The sequence below is a fragment of the Shewanella psychrophila genome (assembly GCF_002005305.1).
GTDB classification, from domain to species: Bacteria; Pseudomonadota; Gammaproteobacteria; order Enterobacterales; family Shewanellaceae; genus Shewanella; species Shewanella psychrophila.
In genome coordinates this window covers 5,642,996-5,663,038 of sequence record NZ_CP014782.1, presented here as the reverse complement: position 1 = coordinate 5,663,038, position 20,043 = coordinate 5,642,996, and the positions used below count along the sequence as shown (strand labels likewise).

The 20,043-nt window shown below is 44.8% G+C and carries 10 protein-coding genes; 9 read left to right on the top strand and 1 reads right to left on the bottom strand.

The genetic code is table 11. From position 1 onward, the window contains the following. The first annotated feature begins 71 nt into the window (after nucleotides 1–71). From glnE to sps_RS24575, 6 genes are all read left to right on the top strand, one after another. Nucleotides 72–2,933: a bifunctional [glutamate--ammonia ligase]-adenylyl-L-tyrosine phosphorylase/[glutamate--ammonia-ligase] adenylyltransferase gene (gene glnE, locus sps_RS24665; RefSeq protein ID WP_149027356.1), complete on the top strand. Its 2,862-nt coding sequence runs from the start codon at nucleotides 72–74 to the stop codon at nucleotides 2,931–2,933. Nucleotides 2,934–3,117: 184 nt separating this feature from the next. Beyond that, entirely contained in the window at nucleotides 3,118–13,515 is a 10,398-nt protein-coding gene (locus sps_RS28360) for an Ig-like domain-containing protein (RefSeq protein WP_149027355.1), read from the top strand. Nucleotides 13,516–13,568: 53 nt separating this feature from the next. Further along, nucleotides 13,569–13,988 carry a hypothetical protein gene (locus sps_RS24590; RefSeq protein ID WP_077754920.1) on the top strand — a complete coding sequence of 140 codons (420 nt, stop codon included), beginning with the start codon at nucleotides 13,569–13,571 and terminating at the stop codon, nucleotides 13,986–13,988. Nucleotides 13,989–14,218: 230 nt separating this feature from the next. Beyond that, nucleotides 14,219–14,872: a DUF4347 domain-containing protein gene (locus tag sps_RS24585; RefSeq protein WP_077754919.1), complete on the top strand. Its 654-nt coding sequence runs from the start codon at nucleotides 14,219–14,221 to the stop codon at nucleotides 14,870–14,872. 204 nt (nucleotides 14,873–15,076) lie between these two features. Beyond that, nucleotides 15,077–15,817, top strand: coding sequence for an outer membrane beta-barrel protein (locus sps_RS24580; protein WP_169915932.1), 741 nt, complete (start codon nucleotides 15,077–15,079; stop codon nucleotides 15,815–15,817). A gap of 107 nt (nucleotides 15,818–15,924) precedes the next feature. Further along, a complete protein-coding gene (locus sps_RS24575; protein ID WP_077754917.1) occupies nucleotides 15,925–16,302 on the top strand; it encodes a hypothetical protein in 378 nt (125 codons plus the stop codon). A 124-nt stretch (nucleotides 16,303–16,426) separates the two neighbouring features. On the opposite strand, the gene sps_RS24570 is transcribed toward sps_RS24575, so the two are convergent. Further along, nucleotides 16,427–17,311: a LysR family transcriptional regulator gene (locus sps_RS24570; protein WP_077754916.1), complete on the bottom strand. Its 885-nt coding sequence runs from the start codon at nucleotides 17,309–17,311 to the stop codon at nucleotides 16,427–16,429. 158 nt (nucleotides 17,312–17,469) lie between these two features. On the opposite strand from sps_RS24570, the gene sps_RS24565 reads away from it, so the two are divergent. The 3 genes from sps_RS24565 (at nucleotide 17,470) to sps_RS24555 (ending at nucleotide 19,865) form a co-directional block, all read left to right on the top strand. Then, nucleotides 17,470–18,144: a pirin family protein gene (locus sps_RS24565; RefSeq protein ID WP_077754915.1), complete on the top strand. Its 675-nt coding sequence runs from the start codon at nucleotides 17,470–17,472 to the stop codon at nucleotides 18,142–18,144. A 60-nt stretch (nucleotides 18,145–18,204) separates the two neighbouring features. Next, entirely contained in the window at nucleotides 18,205–18,822 is a 618-nt protein-coding gene (locus tag sps_RS24560) for an isochorismatase family protein (protein ID WP_077754914.1), read from the top strand. Nucleotides 18,823–18,947: 125 nt separating this feature from the next. Next, a complete protein-coding gene (locus sps_RS24555) occupies nucleotides 18,948–19,865 on the top strand; it encodes an IS5 family transposase (protein WP_077752481.1) in 918 nt (305 codons plus the stop codon). The last annotated feature ends 178 nt before the right edge of the window (nucleotides 19,866–20,043 follow it).

Below are 20,043 nucleotides of genomic sequence, written 5' to 3'. Positions count from 1 at the left end.
ATTTTAGACATATCTATATCACCAAAGACATAATATGTCGACCGCCAAAATTGTTAAGGATTATTATTGCAATGGAAAATATCAGTAACAAGCCCTTGTCTGCCATTATTGTTAAAGTCGCAGATCGTTACTGGCAAAGGCTGAATGAAGTCTGGCCTCAACTCTCCAACGAACTTAGTCAGCAGCAGAGCGACGAGCTTTATCGCATTATGGGACTCAGTGATTTTATTGCAGAACAATTATGTCGTCATCCGGATTGGATATCTGGGTTATTTAATGAGCAGTTAGATAGTCTGGAACGTCAAAGTTTCGATAGAGAGTTGCATGATCTATTAGCACTTTCGACTAGTGAAGATGAAGTTAAAGCTCATCTGAGACGTTATCGAAATCGACAAATGGTGCGCTTAGCTTGGCGAGATTTTTTCGGTTATGTCAGCCTAGAAGATTCACTGTTAGATCTGTCGGCTCTATCTGAAGCCTTAATCATAGCCAGTAGAGACTGGTTATATAAAGATATGTGCAAACAACTGGGTACCCCCTGTGATAGTGAAGGAAATGCTCAGCCTTTGCTCGTGCTGGGCATGGGGAAACTGGGGGGACGTGAGCTTAACTTCTCTTCCGATATCGATCTTATCTTTACTTTTCCAGAGCATGGCGAAACCCAAGGTGGCCGCAGAAGTCTGGATAATCAGCAATTCTTCATTCGTATGGGTCAGCGTTTGGTCAATCTGCTGCATCAGGTCACTGTGGATGGTTTTGTCTATCGCGTCGATATGCGCCTGCGCCCTTATGGTGAGAGCGGCCCGTTAGTGGTTAGTTTCAGTGGTCTGGAGGATTATTATCAGGAACAGGGGCGAGATTGGGAGAGGTACGCCATGGTCAAGGCTAGGGCTCTTGGCCCCTGGACTTCGTACTCAGATGAACTTCATTCCATGTTGAGACCGTTCGTCTACCGTCGCTATATCGACTTCTCAGCCATCGAATCCCTGCGTAAGATGAAGCAGCTTATCACCCAAGAGGTCAGGCGTAGACAGCTCACCGACAATATAAAATTAGGTGCCGGTGGTATCCGTGAGGTTGAGTTTGTTATTCAGAGTTTCCAACTGATCCGTGGAGGTCGTGAGCCTTCTTTGCGCCAGCAGAGTCTATTTGCGGCGATAGATATCCTATTTAGCTTGGGACAACTTGAGTATTTGGTGGTGGATGAACTCAAGCAGAGCTATATGTTGTTAAGGCGAGTTGAGAATTTACTACAGGCCATAGGGGATAAGCAGACCCAAACTTTGCCTGATAATGGCTTGGACTGGTATCGATTATGTCACGCTATGGGCATGGCTTCGGAAGCTGAGCTCAGGACTCATATTGAATCGGCTATGGCTAAGATCCATCGTCACTTTAATGATACCGTTGGCGGACATGATCAAGATGAGATAACAGACCTTTGGACTCAAGATCTTTGGAATGTTCAGGAAGATGATCATGCTCAAAGTTTGATAAGTGAACAAGCCATAGATGATCCCGACCTTTGGCCCTTACTTAAACAATGGCGTGAAACCATAGCAAAACGTAGCATAGGTCCCCGTGGACGAGATACCTTAGATAAGCTTATGCCTTGGCTATTGCGTGAATTTACTCATCTAGCCTCTCCATCTAAGGCCTTCGTGTCAGTGTCTAAGGTGCTAGATCAGATTTTAACTCGCACTACTTATCTCGAACTTCTCTATGAGAACCCTGGGGCCAGACAACAATTGGTGAGCCTGTGTCAGGCGAGTCCCTGGATTGCTCAGCAGCTAGCAAAATTCCCCATGTTACTCGATGAGCTTATCGATCCTACTCAGCTATATGACACCACTTCTCTCGATGATTATGGCAGCGAACTGAGGCAATATTTACTGCGTGTTCCTGAGGAGGATATGGAGCAGCAGATGGAGGTTCTGAGGCAATTTAAGCTATCACAGCAGTTAAAGATAGCCGCGGCCGATGTCACAGGAGTCTTACCTGTAAGCGAGGTGAGCGATCACCTTACCTTACTTGCCGAGGCGGTTATTGATCAAGTCGTTACTCAAGCCTGGCTGCAAGTCACGAGTCGTCACGGCATTCCGAGTCACCTTGAAGGCGGCGATATGGGTTTTGCCGTTATTGGTTATGGTAAAGCTGGAGGGTTAGAGCTTGGGTACGGTTCGGATCTCGACTTGGTATTTTTACACAATTATTCCCGAGAGCGATATTCGCAGCATAGTGAGACCAATGGCGATCGGCCCATAGAGATAGGGCATTTTTACCTCAAGCTAGCTCAGCGGATTTTGCACCTTTTTTCTACCCGTACCACATCCGGCGAGCTCTATGAAGTAGACATGCGTTTACGCCCATCGGGTGCTTCTGGTTTGCTGGTAAGCGAGATAGAAAATTTTGGTGAGTATCAGAAAGAGGAAGCCTGGACCTGGGAGCATCAAGCCTTGGTTAGGGCTAGATTTATGTTCGGTGCAAATGAGCTGTCGAGTCGTTTTAGTCAGATACGAGCTCAGGTTATCGAGCAGGAGCGAGACAAGCATACCTTAGCCAAAAATGTGAGGGAGATGCGTCTCAAGATGCGCGAACACCTATTAAAAATCGATACCGGCATGTTCGATCTTAAGCAGAGTGAGGGCGGGATCGCCGATATAGAGTTTCTTGCTCAATACTTGGTGTTAGCTTATGCCCATGAATACCATGATTTGTCGACCAGATCTGATAATGTGAGGATATTTGAAACCTTAGGTGAACTCGAACTCTTGCCTCTTATCGATGTTCAGTCACTCATTCAAGCCTACTTCTTTTTTCGTGATGAGAGTCATAGACTGGCCTTGCAGCATCTTCCTGTGCAGATACTCAAGGCTACAGCTGAGGAACATGCCCATAGGGTGATGGATATCTATCGCCGGGTTTTGCAATAATGCTAACTCCTTTAAATTAGTTGAAAGGTATCAATTTTGACTTCGCATTTTGCTATGCAGTTTGTCGGAATAGAAGTGAACCTTGTATTTTAAATGATATAATTCCTTTAAAAACAGATAAGTAAAAAGTGGCCTGCTCTATGCATCCAAGTTGAATTGAATACTCTTTAACTTGGAGTGAGCGATGAAACTTGATCTCAAATATCCATGGTTCCTCCTGCTAACTAGATGGGTTAGCAGATTTTTCTCGCCATTATTTTCAGGCAAACATAATCTCTTTAAGTTTATTTCTAAACTTGTTTCTAAAGGACATGATGATGCCACTTATTTGAGTAGCTTTCTGCTACTTATTACTTGTCTTTTGACTGTGCAACAGGCAAAAGCGACGGAAAATGAAACTGGGTATTTATTAGTTGATATCCCTGAGACTGAGCTGATAGTCATAGATCCCGCAGTTCATGACCCTCACATGCTTTATCAAGCCCTAAATGCCAAATTTACCCAGCATTTAGGTTTGAAAAATAAAACTGAAATTGTCTTCCTTAGGCCTGAACTTGAGCCCTTACAGCAGATAAGAAACGCGATTAAAATTACGCCTAATTTATCTCAAGTATCTATTGTTTCCCATGCGTCTAATGGTGCGCTCTTCCTGTCGGGAAAATGGATCGATAAGGATTATATAAATCAGCATGAACCTATGATGAATGAGATTGGTGCTAGCCTGAAACAGGGAGCCGATCTCAAACTATATGGCTGTAATTTAGCGTCAGGTGTATCGGGTAAAAGCTTTATAAACAGAGTGGCGGAGTTAACTCAGCTGGATGTCGCAGCCTCTACAGATACGACTGGGGGAGTTAAACAAGGTCACAACTGGGAGCTGGAGTATCAGGTGGGAAACATAGATTCTCGCTCTTTATTTTCTGAAGCGCTTCCAACTTCCTACTCCTCCACACTGAATCACTTTCGTTACGGTACCATGGCGGTCGAGCCTATAGCGGGGGAGAGTGGTAAGGTTCGCCTCAAGGTGCAGATTGGCTACACTTTAGATCACTACATCATGACTAAGTTGGTTAACTCCTCAGTAGGCACAGTAAACTGTGAGATGAATTATCTGGCTGGTTTCTCATGGGGAGACGGCCAAGGCCAAAGCAACATTTGTGTACAACTACTGTCAAAAGACAGTGCCACTAATGATTCGTTAGTTGAAATTGTCAGCCAAGGTGCTAATGGCTATGAGCCAGGCATAGTGCATCAATATCAGGCTGATGGTGATTACACTCTGTCCTGGAATTCTTATGCCAGAAGTCCAGCTAGAAGTCAGGATAACTCTTATTGGCGCGGTGAACTCACCACCTCAGTCGTTAATGGTGAGGTTACCAATGCATCTCCCGTGACGGCTGTTTCGGCGTTAGTTTATGTTCGAGACGATCACTTGTTCACTATGCAAGTCTCTGGAGTAGATCAAGATGGCGATGAAATTAGGTATCGCTGGGGGGAAAAAAGAGAATTTTATTCAGGCAGCAGTAATGCACAGGTAAGTATACCGACGGGAATGCAGCTCTCTTCTGAAGGTTTAATTACCTGGGATCTAGCTGCGGATCTGGCAAATGGCGATCTTGTTACCTATACGGATCATGCTAATCCGAGCACAGTAACGAGTAACCGTTGGCAGGCTGCCATAGTCTTGGAAGATCTGGACATTAATGGCGCGGTAAAATCCAAGGCGCCACTGGATTTTGTGTTTATCATCAGCGATCCCGATAATGCTTCACCAGGTTTCAATCCTGGCCCTGAGATCACCGCAACACAATATATCCAGCTACATCAAACAACCACCTTTACAATTTCGGCCACCGATGTCGATGAGAATGGCGATCCTGATGTGCCAATACTCAGTGTATTAAATCCACCGTCGACGGATCCGGCAATATGGAGCACTAGCATAATAAGCCAAGATCCTGTAACCGGGACAAGCGTAATTGAGGTGATCTTTACGCCCTCCGATGAGATGTTAGGTAAGGCCTATGCGGTGATTTTTAGTGCCAAAGATAGCAATGGCATCACCTCCGAGGCTTCAGTTAACTTAGTTATCGTCAATGAGGCTCCAATTGCTCAAGATGATACGGCATTTACCCAGCAAGGGCAGACGGTGATAATCGATGTGTTGGCGAATGATTCAGATCCCGATGGCGATCCGTTAACCATTACCCAATTTAATGCTCCTAATGGCACTGTAGTGCTCAATGGTGACAACACCATCTCTTATACACCGAACGCAAACTTTAGTGGGTTAGACACTGTTTCTTATGTAATTTCTGATGGGATTGGTTCAGTTGCTGGTGCCAATATTTTAGTGACTGTCAATGGTAATCCTGTTGCAGTAGATGACCTTTTCAGCATAAATGAAGATACAAGTTCAGTGCTGGATGTGCTGGGTAACGACAGTGAGCCTGACGGTAACGCGTTAAATATGACACTCACAACTCCAAGCCATGGACTGCTAAGCCTGGTTAATAATACAGTGACCTATACACCCGATGCGCAGTTTTATGGCACAGATTTATTTAGCTATACCATTAATGATGGGATCGGTGGCAGCGATACCGCCAATGTTACTGTGACGGTATTGAGCGTTAATGATCTGCCTGTCGCGAGTAATGACTCTGCTGAACTAGATGAAGATCAGAGCATTTCAATTTCCGTGCTGACAAATGATAGCGATCCAGAAAACGACCCACTGGTTGTGACCTCCCATCAATCTCTTCATGGGAGCACAACAGTCAATGGAGACCAGAGCCTAACTTACGCCCCTGCATTAAATTACTTCGGCCAAGATCAGATCACTTACAGTATTAGTGATGGTAATGGCGGCGAGTCAACGGCTACCGTGGCTATCACGGTCAGACCCGTCAATGATGCTCCTATAGCTGTCAATGACAGTGCGACTCTCGATGAAGACATGAGTGTTACAGTCCCCGTGCTAGCTAACGACAGCGATATTGATGGCGATATCCTGACGGTAACCGTGCAACCTGCCGTCAATGGCGTGGCATCAGTGACGGCGCTAGGTCTGGTCCAGTACACACCGAATGCGAATTTCAATGGGGCTGATAATCTCACTTACACCATAGAGGATGGTAATGGCGGTAGTGCCAGTGCCGTACTCTCTATTTCGGTGAGCGGTGTTAATGATCAACCTGTTGCGATGAATGATGCGGCGAGCCTGGATGAAGACACCAGTGTGACGGTACTGGTGCTGGCAAATGACAGCGATCTGGATAATGACTTATTGGTGGTGACGGCACAATCACCGGCTAATGGAGATGTCACCGTTGGGCTAGATGGCAGTATTAGTTACACGCCAATGCAGGACTTCAATGGTGTTGACAGTCTGACTTATTCAATCGATGACGGTCATGGAGGCACGGCTCAGGCGCAGTTAACTATCACGGTTAATGCCGTCAACGATCAGCCTGTGGCGGTGGATGATTATGCCAATGTCGCCGAGGATGGTTCTGTGACTTTCTCTGTGCTGAGTAACGACAGTGATGTGGATAATGATGGGTTAACAGTGGCCCTAAACACCGCCAGTCATGGTAGCACAGTCAATCATTATGACGGCAGTGTTAGCTACACGCCGGATGCCAATTTCAATGGCAGCGATAGTGTGCAATACAGCGTGAGTGACGGCCAAGGCGGTGAAGCTCAGGCGGTAATTTACCTCAATGTTACTGCGGTCAACGATGCTCCCGTGGCCGAGGCTGACTTTATCAGCATGGAGGAAGATACGTTACTTCAGTTTGACTTGTTGCTCAATGACACTGATGTCGAGTTTGCCCTCAATCCTGCGAGTACTGTGTTGATTGACCTGCCACTGCATATGGAGACCAGTGTGGAAAATGGTGTGGTGACCTTAACCCCCAATGCTGACTTTTACGGTAGCGATAGCCTGACTTATCGAGTGTCAGATGGTGACGGTGCAGTGTCTAACATAGTGTCAGTGACGATAGTGGTGGCGGCGGTGAATGATGCACCTAGACCAGAGCCCGATTTTTTCAGTGTTGATGAAGATGTGAGCTCAGATATCGACATCTTGGCCAATGATATAGATATCGATGATGCTGACGAGTCCTCTCTGGATATTCATTCCGTGGCATTCGTACAGGCACCACTTCATGGTCAACTAGCTTATGTGGGAGGAGTGTTAAGTTACCAGTCCGATACTAACTATGTTGGCCCGGACAGTTTCAGCTATACCGTGGCGGACACACTGGGGGCAGTGAGTCTGGCCGCTCTGGTTACTATAAATGTGCAAGGCATCAATGACGCGCCTGTAGCCGTGAGCGATAGCCTGACAGCTGACGAAGACCAAAGTATAAGCTTCAATGTGACGGCGAATGACACCGACATAGACTCACAGATAGTGCCTGAGTCAGTGAATTTATTTAGCGCACCAACTCATGGCGTGGTGAGTATTTCAGGAACGGGAGAGGTCACTTACACGCCAAATGCCGATTATTTTGGCTATGATAGCTTCAGCTACACGGTCAAGGACAGTGACGATGCAGTGTCCTTGCCGGGCAATGTGAGTGTGAGTATTGCTTCTATCAACGATGCCCCCAGGCTGCAGGATGATATCGCTCAACTTATGGAAGATGGCGTCAATGACATCAATGTGCTGGGTAACGACACAGATATTGATGGTGAGTTAATCATAGATAGCCTGATGGTGACGGTTATGCCGGAGCATGGCGTTGTCTCAGTACTGCCGGGAGGATTGTTAAGATACGCTCCTGATGAAAACTATTATGGTTCAGATAATTTTAGTTATCTCATTAAGGACAATGACGGTGTCGGCAGCGCAGCGAATGTTCAGATCGGTATCGATAGCATCAACGATCATCCCTTGGCCCAAGATGATGGGGCTGTGTTGGATGAAGATAGCCAGATCACACTCGATATTTTGGCGAATGATACTGACTTAGATGGAGTGTTGGATGTAAGCAGTGTGGTGATCACTAGTTCGCCTACTTCAGGAACTCTGGAAGTTAATGCCGATGGCAGCGTGCGTTACACGCCGGATGCTAATTTCAATGGTAGCGATAGCTTCAGTTATCGAGTCAGTGATGATGAAGCCGGTGTATCAGAATCTGCTCTCGTTAATATTCAAGTCACATCGGTTAATGATGGGCCTGACGCTCAAGATGACTCTATGTCACTGGATGAGGATTCTAGCCTCACTTATGCAGTGCTTGATAACGACACTGATATTGAAAACCATCCTTTAACTGTTTCAATCGCTCAGCCGAGTCATGGCCAAGCCAGCGTCGAGGCTAATGGCAGTATCACCTATGTGCCGGATGCTGATTTCAATGGCAGTGATACCATGATCTACACCATAGACGATGGCCATGGTGGCCAAGATTCTGCGCTCTTGAGTGTGACGGTAAATGGCGTCAATGATGCCCCTGTGGCAGTTAATGACAGTGCGACTCTCGATGAAGACATGAGTGTTACAGTCCCCGTGCTAGCTAACGACAGTGATATTGATGGCGATACCTTGACGGTAACCGTGCAACCTGCCGTCAATGGTGTGGCATCTGTGACTGCGCTAGGTCTGGTCAAGTACACGCCGAATGCGAATTTCAATGGGTTTGATAATCTGACTTACACCATAGAGGATGGTAATGGCGGTAGTGCCAGTGCCGTACTCTCTATTTCGGTGAGCGGTGTTAATGATCAACCTGTTGCGATGAATGATGCGGCGAGCCTGGATGAAGACACCAGTGTGACGGTACTGGTGCTGGCAAATGACAGCGATCTGGATAATGACTTATTGGTGGTGACGGCACAATCACCGGCTAATGGAGATGTCACCGTTGGGCTAGATGGCAGTATTAGTTACACGCCAATGCAGGACTTCAATGGTGTTGACAGTCTGACTTATTCAATCGATGACGGTCATGGAGGCACGGTTCAGGCGCAGTTAACTATCACGGTTAATGCCGTCAACGATCAGCCTGTGGCGGTGGATGATTATGCCAATGTCGCCGAGGATGGCTCTGTGACTTTCTCTGTGCTGAGTAACGACAGTGATGTGGATAATGATGGATTAACTGTTACTTTAAGTAGCGCCAGTTATGGCAGCTCAGTCAATCACTATGACGGCACCGTCACCTATACGCCGGATGCTAATTTCAATGGCAGTGATAGTGTTCAATATAGCGTAAATGACGGCCAAGGCGGTGAAGCTCAGGCGGTCGTTTATCTCAATGTTACAGCAGTTAATGATGCACCTGTTGCCGAGACTGATCTTATCAGCATGATGGAGGATACATCACTTAAGTTTGACTTGCTGCTTAATGATACCGACGTCGAGTTTGCCCTCAACCCCGCGAGTGCAGTGCTGGTTGACCTACCACTGCAGATGAGTGCCAGTGTGGAAAATGGTGTAGTGACCTTAACCCCCAATGCAGATTTCAATGGCAGCGATAGCCTGACTTATCGAGTGTCCGATGGCGATGGCGCCGTGTCTAACATAGTTTCAGTAACCATAGTGGTGAGTGCAGTGAACGATGCGCCGCGACCTGAGCCAGATTTTGCCAGTGTCGAGGAAGATATCATTCTCGACATTGCTGTGCTGGTCAATGACGTTGACATCGATGATAGCGGTGAATCATCACTGGATATTCATTCCGTGGTGATAGTGCAAACGGCGCTCCATGGTCAGTTAACCAATATTGACGGTGTCTTAAGTTACTATCCAGATAGTAATTATGTCGGCCCTGATAGTTTTAGCTATACCGTGGCAGATATTGAAGGTGCAGTGAGCCAGGTGACTCTGGTTACCTTAAATGTACAGGGCATCAATGATGCACCGGTCGCAGTAACAGATAGTGCAACACTTGATGAAGATGGAAGCATCAAATTGACGGTGACGGCTAATGACACGGATTTTGACTCAGTCATCGATTCGGATTCTGTGGTGTTATTCAGTGCACCGACTCATGGTGTAGTGAGTATCTATGAAACGGGTGAGGTGACCTATACGCCAAACGCCGACTACTTTGGTGATGATAGCTTTAGCTACACGATTAAAGACAGTGAAGGCGCAGTCTCTTTACCGGGTAATGTGAATGTGAGTATTACATCTGTCAATGACGCACCGAGGCTGCAAGATGATGTTGCTGAGCTGGTTGAAGATGGGGTTAATGATATCAATGTGCTGGGTAATGATAGTGATGTTGATGGTGATCTTGTCGTAGCAAGCCTAGTAGTGACCCTAATGCCGGAGTACGGTACGGTCTCGGTGTTACCCAGTGGACTGCTGAGATATACGCCGGAAGATAATTATTATGGGCCAGACAGTTTTAGCTATTTGATTAAAGATAATGATGGCGCGAGTAGTGAAGCTAATGTTGAGATAAGCATAGATAGCATCAATGATAAGCCCCTGGCTCAAGACGATGATGCTGTGTTAGAGGAAGACAGTGCTGTGACAATCAATATCTTGGCTAATGATTCGGATCTGGATGGCGTTCTGGATGTCAGTAGCGTGGTTATAACAAGTGCGCCAAGTTCAGGAACGTTGGAGATCAATGCTGATGGCAGCTTGGGCTATACACCGGATACTAATTTCAATGGTAGTGATAGTTTCCGTTATCAAGTCAGTGATGATGAGGGTGAGAGCTCTGATGCCGCATCAGTTAGTTTGGAGATTGCCCCTGTTAATGATACTCCTGAGATTTCGGGGAGTTCACCTGAAACGCTTGTCGAAGGTGATGATTATCTATTTACGCCTATTAGTTCAGATGTAGATAATGATACTTTGCTTTTCACCATTACCGGGTCCCCCACATGGGCAAGTTTTGATCCGCTCACGGGGACCTTGAGCGGGACTCCAGATTATGACGATGTTGGTAGTTACGGCCCCATTGTTATCTATGCTTCGGATGGCAACCTAGAGGTTGTGTTAGATCCTTTTTATATTGATGTCGAGGTGCTTGATTCTGATGGTGATGGGATCCCCGATACTATCGAACTTGAGTTAGGTTTAGACCCATTTGATGCCACAGATGCCGGGCAAGATGCCGATGGAGATGGTTTGAGTAATTTTGATGAGTGGCAGGCCGGAAGTAATCTCTATGTGGATGATGTCGCGCCTGAACTCGTTATTCCCGATGATATCTGGATAGATGCTACTGGGTTATTTACGAGTGTGAGCGTAGGACAAGCTCAAGCTTATGATTATGTCGATGGTGTAAGGCAGCCTTGCTGTGAAAATCTAAGTCACAGTCTGGTAAGTGATGAGCCTCTGCTTAAACCTGGCAGTTATCAAGTGTTGTGGACGGCAATTGATGCCGCCGGAAATATGAGTGAGCAGCTACAGAATATCTTTGTTCGTCCGTTAATCTCTTTACCTCAAGATCAAATCGTTAGTCAGGGTAATAGAGTTTCTGTTTCATTCCATCTCAATGGGCTCTCTCCTCAATACCCTCTAACGGTTGCTTACAACATTGCCGGAAGTGCAATTGAGGGACTACATCATGATCTGAGTAGTGGAGTGGTGGTATTTGAACCGGGGCAAATTGTAGCGACATTAGAGTTTAGTACTTTTGATATTGAACAGGACGAGGTGGTATCTATCCATCTGGATGATCTATTCAACTTGGGGAGTAAGAAAGAACACTATGTCACGATTACCTTAGATAATCTGGCACCTGAGATACAACTTTCCTCTTACCAATTTGACGAGAAGCGAACTTGGTTGGCACAAGTTGATGGTACCGTTGAAATTAAGGCTAATTATACTGACCCCAATAGCCTAAATAGCCATACATTGGATTGGAGTTTGACGGACAGTGAACTTAAGGAGGTTCAACTAGTTGAAGGGCAAGGTGTTATACAAAAAGTCTCTCAACCAGGAGTTAGTGGGGCTAAGTTAGCGGCTTGGTTGTTCGATCCCAGTGGATTAGTTGAGGGGATTTATACGGTGAGGGTCACAGTTACAGATGATGGTGAGCCTAATTTGAGCCATTTCAATGAGCTTAGAGTGCGAGTCTCTGAGCACTTACCTGTATTGACTTCACTGGACTCTGATGGAGATGGTATTTCAGATATTGACGAGGGATTAGGTGACACTGATGGCGACGGTATCCCCGATTACTTAGATCCTATCAGCGCAGGAAATGTGTTACCTGAAAGAATCGCCAATACCGAATCCTATTTGGTGGAGTGTGAATCTGGTATCGATTGTCGTTTAGGTCAATATGCCATGTCGGGAGTTTACTTAGGGGCACAAGTGGCTGGCTCTGATATTCAAGATAACTTACAAGGTATAGCGCCCGGGGGCTTCGTCGATGTTGGTGGTGTGTTTAATATTGAAGCGATGGAACTGTCCGAACATAATCAAGTCGTGAATATTGTAATTCCACAGCGAAATCCAGTGCCTGAGCATCCTGGCTATCGTCATTTTATTCATGATAAAGGTTGGTTTACTTTTGAAATCAATGGAGATAACCAGCTTATGTCTGCACCTGGGGCTGCTGGGTATTGTCCACCGCCGGGGTCGGATGAGTATTCAGAGGGGCTTAATCAAGGCGATTGGTGTTTACAGCTAGTGATTCAGGATGGTGGTGCTAATGACGCCGATGAAATGGCTAATGGTGCAGTTAATATCACAGGCTGCTTGATCCAAGAGGAGCCAGAGCCTGCAACTCCAGAAACTGATACGAGTGTTGAAGTAGAAATTCTAACTGAGGGGGGCGGAGCCTCATCTGGAGGAAGTATGCAAACCATTACCCTGTATTTATTGATAGTCGTCGGCTTCTTTAGAAATAAAACCTTGAGAACAATATTGCTACTTAATAAACAGCGTTTGAGTCACAAGTATAAGCATTTGCAATCATTAGCCTATTTTCCCCTGTTCTTTTTAGTCTCAGTCTCAGTCTCAGTCTCAGTATTTTCTCGAAATGCCATAGCCGTAGACGTAGACAATGAATCTGGGAATGATGAGCTGGTGGGGTGGTTTGTATCTGGTCTATATGGACAGTCTCAAACATCTGAAGGGGCAAGTGATATTAATGCTTTACTTGCAGATGCTGGGTTGACTGCTGAAGTGATTGAATTAGATACCTCTACTACAGGTTGGAAGCTAGGCGTAGGTTATGCTTTTACCGCTAATTGGTCAGCAACATTGGAGTATGTCGATTTAGGTGAAGTGAGTGTCAGAATTAAAGGTGCAACGGATAACCCACAAGCATTTTATGCCACGGCGAGTCAGTTTTACCCTAGCTCGGCAAAGGGAGTAGGGCTTAATTTAGGTTATAGGTACCAATTTGCCGGTGACTTTAGTGTGTTGTTACACGGGGGACTGCTTAGCTGGCGATCAGATTATACTTCTTATGATATTGATACTAAGAAGGTTGCAACAAGCGAACAGGATGGAAATTCTTTCTATGGAGGACTAGGTTTAGAGTATGCATTATCTAAAAATATTCGCTTATCAGTGCAATGGAGCCATGTTGAACTAGATGATACTAACCGCGATTTGCTCGGTGCTGGCATGCAATATCTATTTTAGATTTATGACATAAATTTAAGTAAATGGGTATTAGAAGACAATTAGGGATGATTATGAAAAAAGTTTCTGGCTTAGCGCTATTAGGTTTATCTGGAGCTGTGTGTTGTAGTATGGCTGCTTGGGAGGGCTATGCCCATGAAGCCACTCACGCCATGGAGACTGGCCAAATAATTAGCTCACGGGTAGAGCTGCTAATACGAAAAGCGGCGGGTACCATGATCGAAAAATGCGTCGCAATCCCCTCAAAATACAGAGTTAGCTTCAATTACACATCGGCTGAAATAACAACGTTTAGTGTGCACTATCACCAAGGTGAAGAGGTTTTACTCGCCTTTGATGAGGATAAACAATCAAGTCTAAGCAGTTATTTTAATACTCACTCAGATCAAAATTATTGTTTTACTTGGGTGAATGAACAAGATAAAAATCGTGATTGGGTCATTTCATTAGAGTATCAGGCCACACCACTTTAACGATTTAGATAGCTAAGATGATCTGAAATCGGGTAGTACGCTTCCTAAGCTAGGTCTACTAAACTCCAATCTTAGTGACATTTTTGCATTTTGCTGTGCATTTTGTGATTTATTACCAACTCTAATTGTTGGGGATAAATATAAGGCTTTGAAAATTAGTAAATTAGTTTTCTGGTATGGTCTATGCACATTATTGAGGAGTAGATAACACAATATTATTGGAGTTGACTATGAATCCTCTTTTTAGCCGCTGCTATAGCTATTTTTTAGCTTTCTTGATTGCGATCTGCTTTGTTTACTGTCTGCCGTTGTTGGCGGTCGATGACTCGAAACAGGCGAAGCATGAGTACTTGGAAAGGGAGCTTATTATTATCGATCTAGCGGTGCATGATCCCCAAATGTTAGTCGAAGCACTTGATGATAGATCCAAACGGCAAGGAGGGAGTGTCAGTTATCCCAATGTTGTTTTTCTTCAACCAAATCAGGAGCCTCTGCAACAGATTTTAAATGCCATTGAACAAACAGGCCGAGTGTCACGTATATCCATTATATCCCATGCGTCTACCAGCGCACTTTTGCTTGCTGGCAGATGGATAGATAATTATTACATTATCGAGCAAGCGTCTCTAATGCGCGAAATAGCGACATATTTCAACCAAGGGACCGAATTAAGCCTATACGGATGCAACTTAACCTCAGGAAGGCTTGAAAAGCGCTTTGTTGACACATTAGCTGATTTAACATCTTTAGATGTGACTATGGCTGTGGATATTAACGGTGAGCTTAGTGAAGGTCGGGCCTGGAAATTAGTGTCTCAGACAAAGGGCATCGAGCTAGCGTCTAAACCTAGTCGTGGATTTATTCAATCGGTGCATCAACCCTAATAATGTGTGCTGATATTAAGCTGTATTTTTATAAATCACGAGAAGCTAATTGTGCTTCTCGTTGTGCATTTTTTATTTCATAGAGTGTAAGTATTTTGTCACTTTTTCTACACAAAATAAGCGATTGAAAAATAGAGTGGAGTACTGAGTTGGCTTAGCTATTGCAGTGTATTAGTGAACTGCATATTGCCAATGGAGTGCATCATGAAAACGTCAATAGTCAGCAGAGATAGCCATAATTATATTGTACGGGGACTCTCGGTTCTTAGCTTGATTCTAGTGAACCAGCCACGTAGAAATATGGCTTTGAATGAGAGTAAAGCCAAAGAATCATCAAGTAAAAAATCACTCTCTTTCCCCTTCGCATGGCTGGGGGTGTTGTGTTGCTTATTTATATTTCAGACCTCAGCAAATGAGGTATATGAGGCAAGAGTTAATAAGTTTATTTTGGGAGCGATTCCATACCTAAATTCTGACGTGAGTAGCTCGCAACAGCAGAAGTTGACCTTAGATCTGAAACTCAATGGTGGTAACCCTTTAGAGATCGGTTATAAATTTACGCCAAAATGGCAAGTCTCAGTTGAGTCGATTGAAGTCGGTTTATCCTTAGATAGTTTTTCTTTTGTTGATGCTAGTGATAATCCTTACACGTATACATCTTATCAAGCTCAATTATACACTGGCTGGGGAGTCAGCTTAGGCTATAACTTCGAGTTATCGTCAGCAATTTCAAGTCAGGTTTATTTAGGAGCCTATCGTTGGCAACAGGACAGGTCGAACAGCATTTCGAATAGTACCAGTGAAGATGGACTCTCTCCTTACCTAGGTTTAGGCGTAAAATATCGTTTATCAGATAAGGTCAATGTTAGGTTTGACTGGCACAACTTAGAAATACAAGAAGATGGGTTCGATCAGTTTGGGATATATCTGGACTATAGATTTTAACAGGCTTACAGCCAAGCGCTGATACAAGATGTATCAGTTAAATGTTTTGCTGTTCAACATGTTAAATAGTATTGTTGACCTTGTACTATGATTGTCTTGGGGGAATTATGACCATAACCAGCGTTGGAGCCCCTATTAATGGGCTGAATAACTATTCAGTGAATTTGCCACCGAGTAACCAAGGGGCGCGAACAGCGGCTAGTCATGTAACTGCAGCTTCACAAGTGCATCTATCATCTGAAGCTAGGCAGCTTAGTGCTCAGTTTCCTCAAGCCAGTCAATCTATGAATGCGAATGCAAGCCCTCTGAACTCGAATCGTCCTAGTGAACAAGAGGACTCATCTTGGTTTGAAGATGCGCTGGACTCTATCTTGCCTGATGGCATAGGTGACTCGACAAACAAAGAAGATGATTGTAGCTGCACTGTGGGAAAATATTTAAAAGCCGCGGCATCCATAGGCAGTGTTATTGCGCTATTCGTTTGATGGTTACCTTTTCTATTTCTGTTCTCCAGTAATCCTCTATCAATAACCTTTTGACCTTTGTCTCTAGTTTACCGACTTGACTGCTTCTTCGTTAATCGTGACTAGCTTGCTTTGTAATAGGGGCTTAGGGCTTGAACACTTTTTCTAAGAAGCTCAACATAGAGCGGACTTTAGGCGTTATGCTCTTATGGCTGGGGTAGAGTGCATAAACTTTCGAAGGAGGGCACTGCCAGTCTGGTAGTATATGCAACAAGTTTCCTTCATCGATGGCCTCATCACACAGGTAAGAGGGCAACATAGTCACGCCACAACCTGAAATACATAGATGGCTCAGTGAGAGAAAATCATTCAATTCCACCTTTGGCTTTACCTGAATCTGCTCCAGGATATCAGCTTGGCGTAACAGCCATTGATTTTTAGGCATACCGCTGGTCATAAAGAGGCAAGGTAGTTGTGCTAAATCTGTGGGGTGAAACGGTAACATATGTTTATCTATGAGTGATGGGCTTGCGCATAGCTTTCTCTCTAATTGACCTAAGTATTTTGCAATAATACTAGAGTCCTCTAGCTCTCCAATTCGAATAGCCAGATCAAACCCTTCCTCCACGAGATCGATACGCCTATTTGTCAGCTCAAGACTCACATCCACATCTGGATACTGTTCAATATAGTCACTCAGATATTTACTGATTATCTGTTGCCCTATGGTGACAGAGACACAGATTTTTAGCTGACCTCTGGGGCTTTCAACTAAATGGTCAACGCATAACTCGGCTGATTCAACTTCTTCCTGAATACGTTGACAGTGTTGCAAGTATATCTGGCCTACTTCGGTAAGGTGAATACTACGAGTTGTGCGTTCGATAAGCCGCACCCCCAGATGCGTTTCTAGCCGAGTGAGCTTACGGCTGATGTTGGACTTGGGCAAGTTCAGCACTGTGGCAGCCTTGGTAAAGCTACCCGCTTTAATCACCTCGGAAAATACCAACATATCATTAATGTTTTGCACTTCAGCGCTCCTCTGTTACTCGCCAAATTCGTCAACAATAATTGTAACCTAAAACAGAATAGTTGTTTCTATTTTGTCATGTTTATCCCATTTGGTTCGAGGGCTATTATTAATCCATCACCAGTCACTAAGGGCTGGAAAAGATAAGGGGTCACAAGATGGAAATTTTAACAACATCAGATTTACGCGAAGGTGGTTTTGCCGGATTAAAAGAGCACCAGCTCGTGATGGACAAGAAAGCCTTCGGTCCAAATCGTAACCCTCAGACATGGGAAGGGTTAGGCAATTTTGTCTACCTAGCAGATGCGAGGTTTATGCCCAAAGGGGAGACCTTGATGCATGGGCATAAAGAGGTCGATGTTATCTCTGTGATGGTCAAAGGCCGTATCAATCATGAAGGCTCCCTTGAACATGGTCAGATGATGAATGCCAGGCAGGCTCAGGTGCAGAGAGCGGGTGGAGAAGGTTTTTCTCATAATGAAGTCAATCCTGACAATGAAGAGAACCAGATGATACAGCTCTGGGTTCTACCCGAGCGCAGCGGAGAAAAGGCAGGCTATAAGTTATATACCCCAAAAGTCGGTGAGTTAACCCGTATCTACGGAGGTGAGATGGGACAAACACAAACCTTCGATAGCCATACACGAATAAGCGTCGCCAACTTGGAGACGGGTAATGGCTTCGAACAAGATACTGTAAGCCTTATGTATGTCAGTGATGGCGAGATTGAGATAAACGGAGAGCGTTTTGAAGCCGGAACTTTGGTGCGAAGTGAGGCGTTTACGCTGGTGGCGTTAACCAGTGCCCAAGTCATAGTGATCGATCAACGCTAGCGAGCATTAAAAAGTACTAATTAACATATTCTGATAATAATTCAGATGAAGGAAAGTAAAATGAGTAAATTTTCAGAAGTGCTAACGCCGGATAATGCCGTACTTGCCATGATAGATCACCAGACAGGCCTATTGGTTAGCTGCGCCGATGAGCACCCGTTAGTGGTTAAGAATAATATTCAGGGTCTGTGTAGTATGGCTAAAACATTAGACTTACCTTCGGTGGTGACGGCGAGCCTAGCCGACGGACCTAATGGCCCGATAATGCCTGAAATCACCCATATACTTGGTGATAAGGTGATCAATCGTGAAGGGGAGATCAATGCCTGGCACAGCTCAGCATTTAAATCAGCTATTGAAGCCACGGGCCGTAAGAAGATCATCATGGCGGGAATCGTCACCGATGTATGTCTGATGTTTCCGGCCTTGAGTGCAGTCGAAGAAGGTTATGATGTGTATGCGGTTATCGATGCTTCGGCCACCTGGAATAAGATAGTTCAGCAGGCGTCTATTCACAGATTGACTCAAGCAGGCGTAAAAGTGACAACTTGGGCATCGGTTCTAGCCGAGATAATGTCAGACTGGCGCTGTGAAAAAGGCATGGAACTAGGTCAGGTCTTAGCAGATCATACAACCTCATATAACTATGTGATGAATAGCTACTTTGCCAGAAACTAGTTCTCAGATTGCTCTAGAATGAGTACAAGTCCTTACAGAGATGTAAGGCCTTGTTTCCTAAATCGATTGAACCTTTTGCAGCTTATGTGATCTGATCTTCCAATGTGGTTATTGGAAACATCAAGATGGGTAAAGCTAAGCGTAAAATGACCAATTGGTCTCAGTACAATAAGGCATTGATTAATCGAGGGTCCTTGACCTTTTGGATTGATGAGCACGCCATTAGCTCTTGGTGTTGCTCTGAACATCACGGCCGCCGTGGCCGTGGGTATATTTACTCTGATGTTGCTATTGAAACTGCATTGGTTGTTAAAGGTGTATTCAACTTATCACTGAGAGCACTAGAAGGTTTCACTACCTCGGTTTTCCAGCTTATGGATGTGCCACTAACCTCACCAAGCTATAGCTGCATTAGCAAACGTGCCAAGACCGTAAATATCAAATATCGCTCACCGAGTCGTGGCTCTGTGGCACATGTAGTGATTGATTCAACGGGCCTCAAAGTTTACGGCGAGGGAGAATGGAAGACTCGAAAGCATGGTAAAGAAAAGCGTCGTACCTGGCGTAAGTTACACCTCGCAGTAGATGCGAATACGCATGAAGTCGTAGCAGCAGAAGTCACTCTGGTTAACGTTGCTGATAATGAAGTGTTACCCACATTAATCAAGCCGTTAAGAAGACAGATTAAACAAGTTTCTGCTGATGGCGCATACGACACCAAAGCGTGTCACAAACTACTTCAGCGTAAAGGTTGCAAACCAACTATCCCACCAAGAAGCAGTGCTGGGTTTTGGGAGGATGGGCATCCTCGAAACGAGGCAGTGAGAGCCCTCAAAAATAATGAGTTAGCGCAATGGAAGAAGGAAAATGACTATCACTTACGGTCGCTATCTGAAACAGCAATGTACCGATATAAGCAACTAATTAGTCCGAAACTTAGCCTACGAGATTATAATGCTCAAGTAGGTGAAGCGCTGGCAGGTGTAAAGGCAATGAACAAAGTCATAAGACTAGGAATGCCAGTTAGGAAACAGCCTGCCTAGTTAGCTCAAACCCTTGGAGTAGCTGCATCTATAGCGAGGATTTGATCAACAACGCCGAGATGTAAGGGTTTTATATATAGGCTAAGCGGCTTTATTCTTTCTTAGATTAATAAGTCTTAAATTTCATTTCAAATTTAAATTTTGAATTAATGTTAAATTAATGTTTACTTTGTGGGCG

Excerpts from the sequence above, each read along its gene's own strand:
- glnE (WP_149027356.1), top strand. The coding sequence starts at position 72 with ATGGAAAATATCAGTAACAAGCCCTTGTCTGCCATTATTGTTAAAGTC.
- sps_RS28360 (WP_149027355.1), top strand. The coding sequence starts at position 3,118 with ATGAAACTTGATCTCAAATATCCATGGTTCCTCCTGCTAACTAGATGG.
- sps_RS24590 (WP_077754920.1), top strand. The coding sequence starts at position 13,569 with ATGAAAAAAGTTTCTGGCTTAGCGCTATTAGGTTTATCTGGAGCTGTG.
- sps_RS24585 (WP_077754919.1), top strand. The coding sequence starts at position 14,219 with ATGAATCCTCTTTTTAGCCGCTGCTATAGCTATTTTTTAGCTTTCTTG.
- sps_RS24580 (WP_169915932.1), top strand. The coding sequence starts at position 15,077 with ATGAAAACGTCAATAGTCAGCAGAGATAGCCATAATTATATTGTACGG.
- sps_RS24575 (WP_077754917.1), top strand. The coding sequence starts at position 15,925 with ATGACCATAACCAGCGTTGGAGCCCCTATTAATGGGCTGAATAACTAT.
- sps_RS24565 (WP_077754915.1), top strand. The coding sequence starts at position 17,470 with ATGGAAATTTTAACAACATCAGATTTACGCGAAGGTGGTTTTGCCGGA.
- sps_RS24560 (WP_077754914.1), top strand. The coding sequence starts at position 18,205 with ATGAGTAAATTTTCAGAAGTGCTAACGCCGGATAATGCCGTACTTGCC.
- sps_RS24555 (WP_077752481.1), top strand. The coding sequence starts at position 18,948 with ATGGGTAAAGCTAAGCGTAAAATGACCAATTGGTCTCAGTACAATAAG.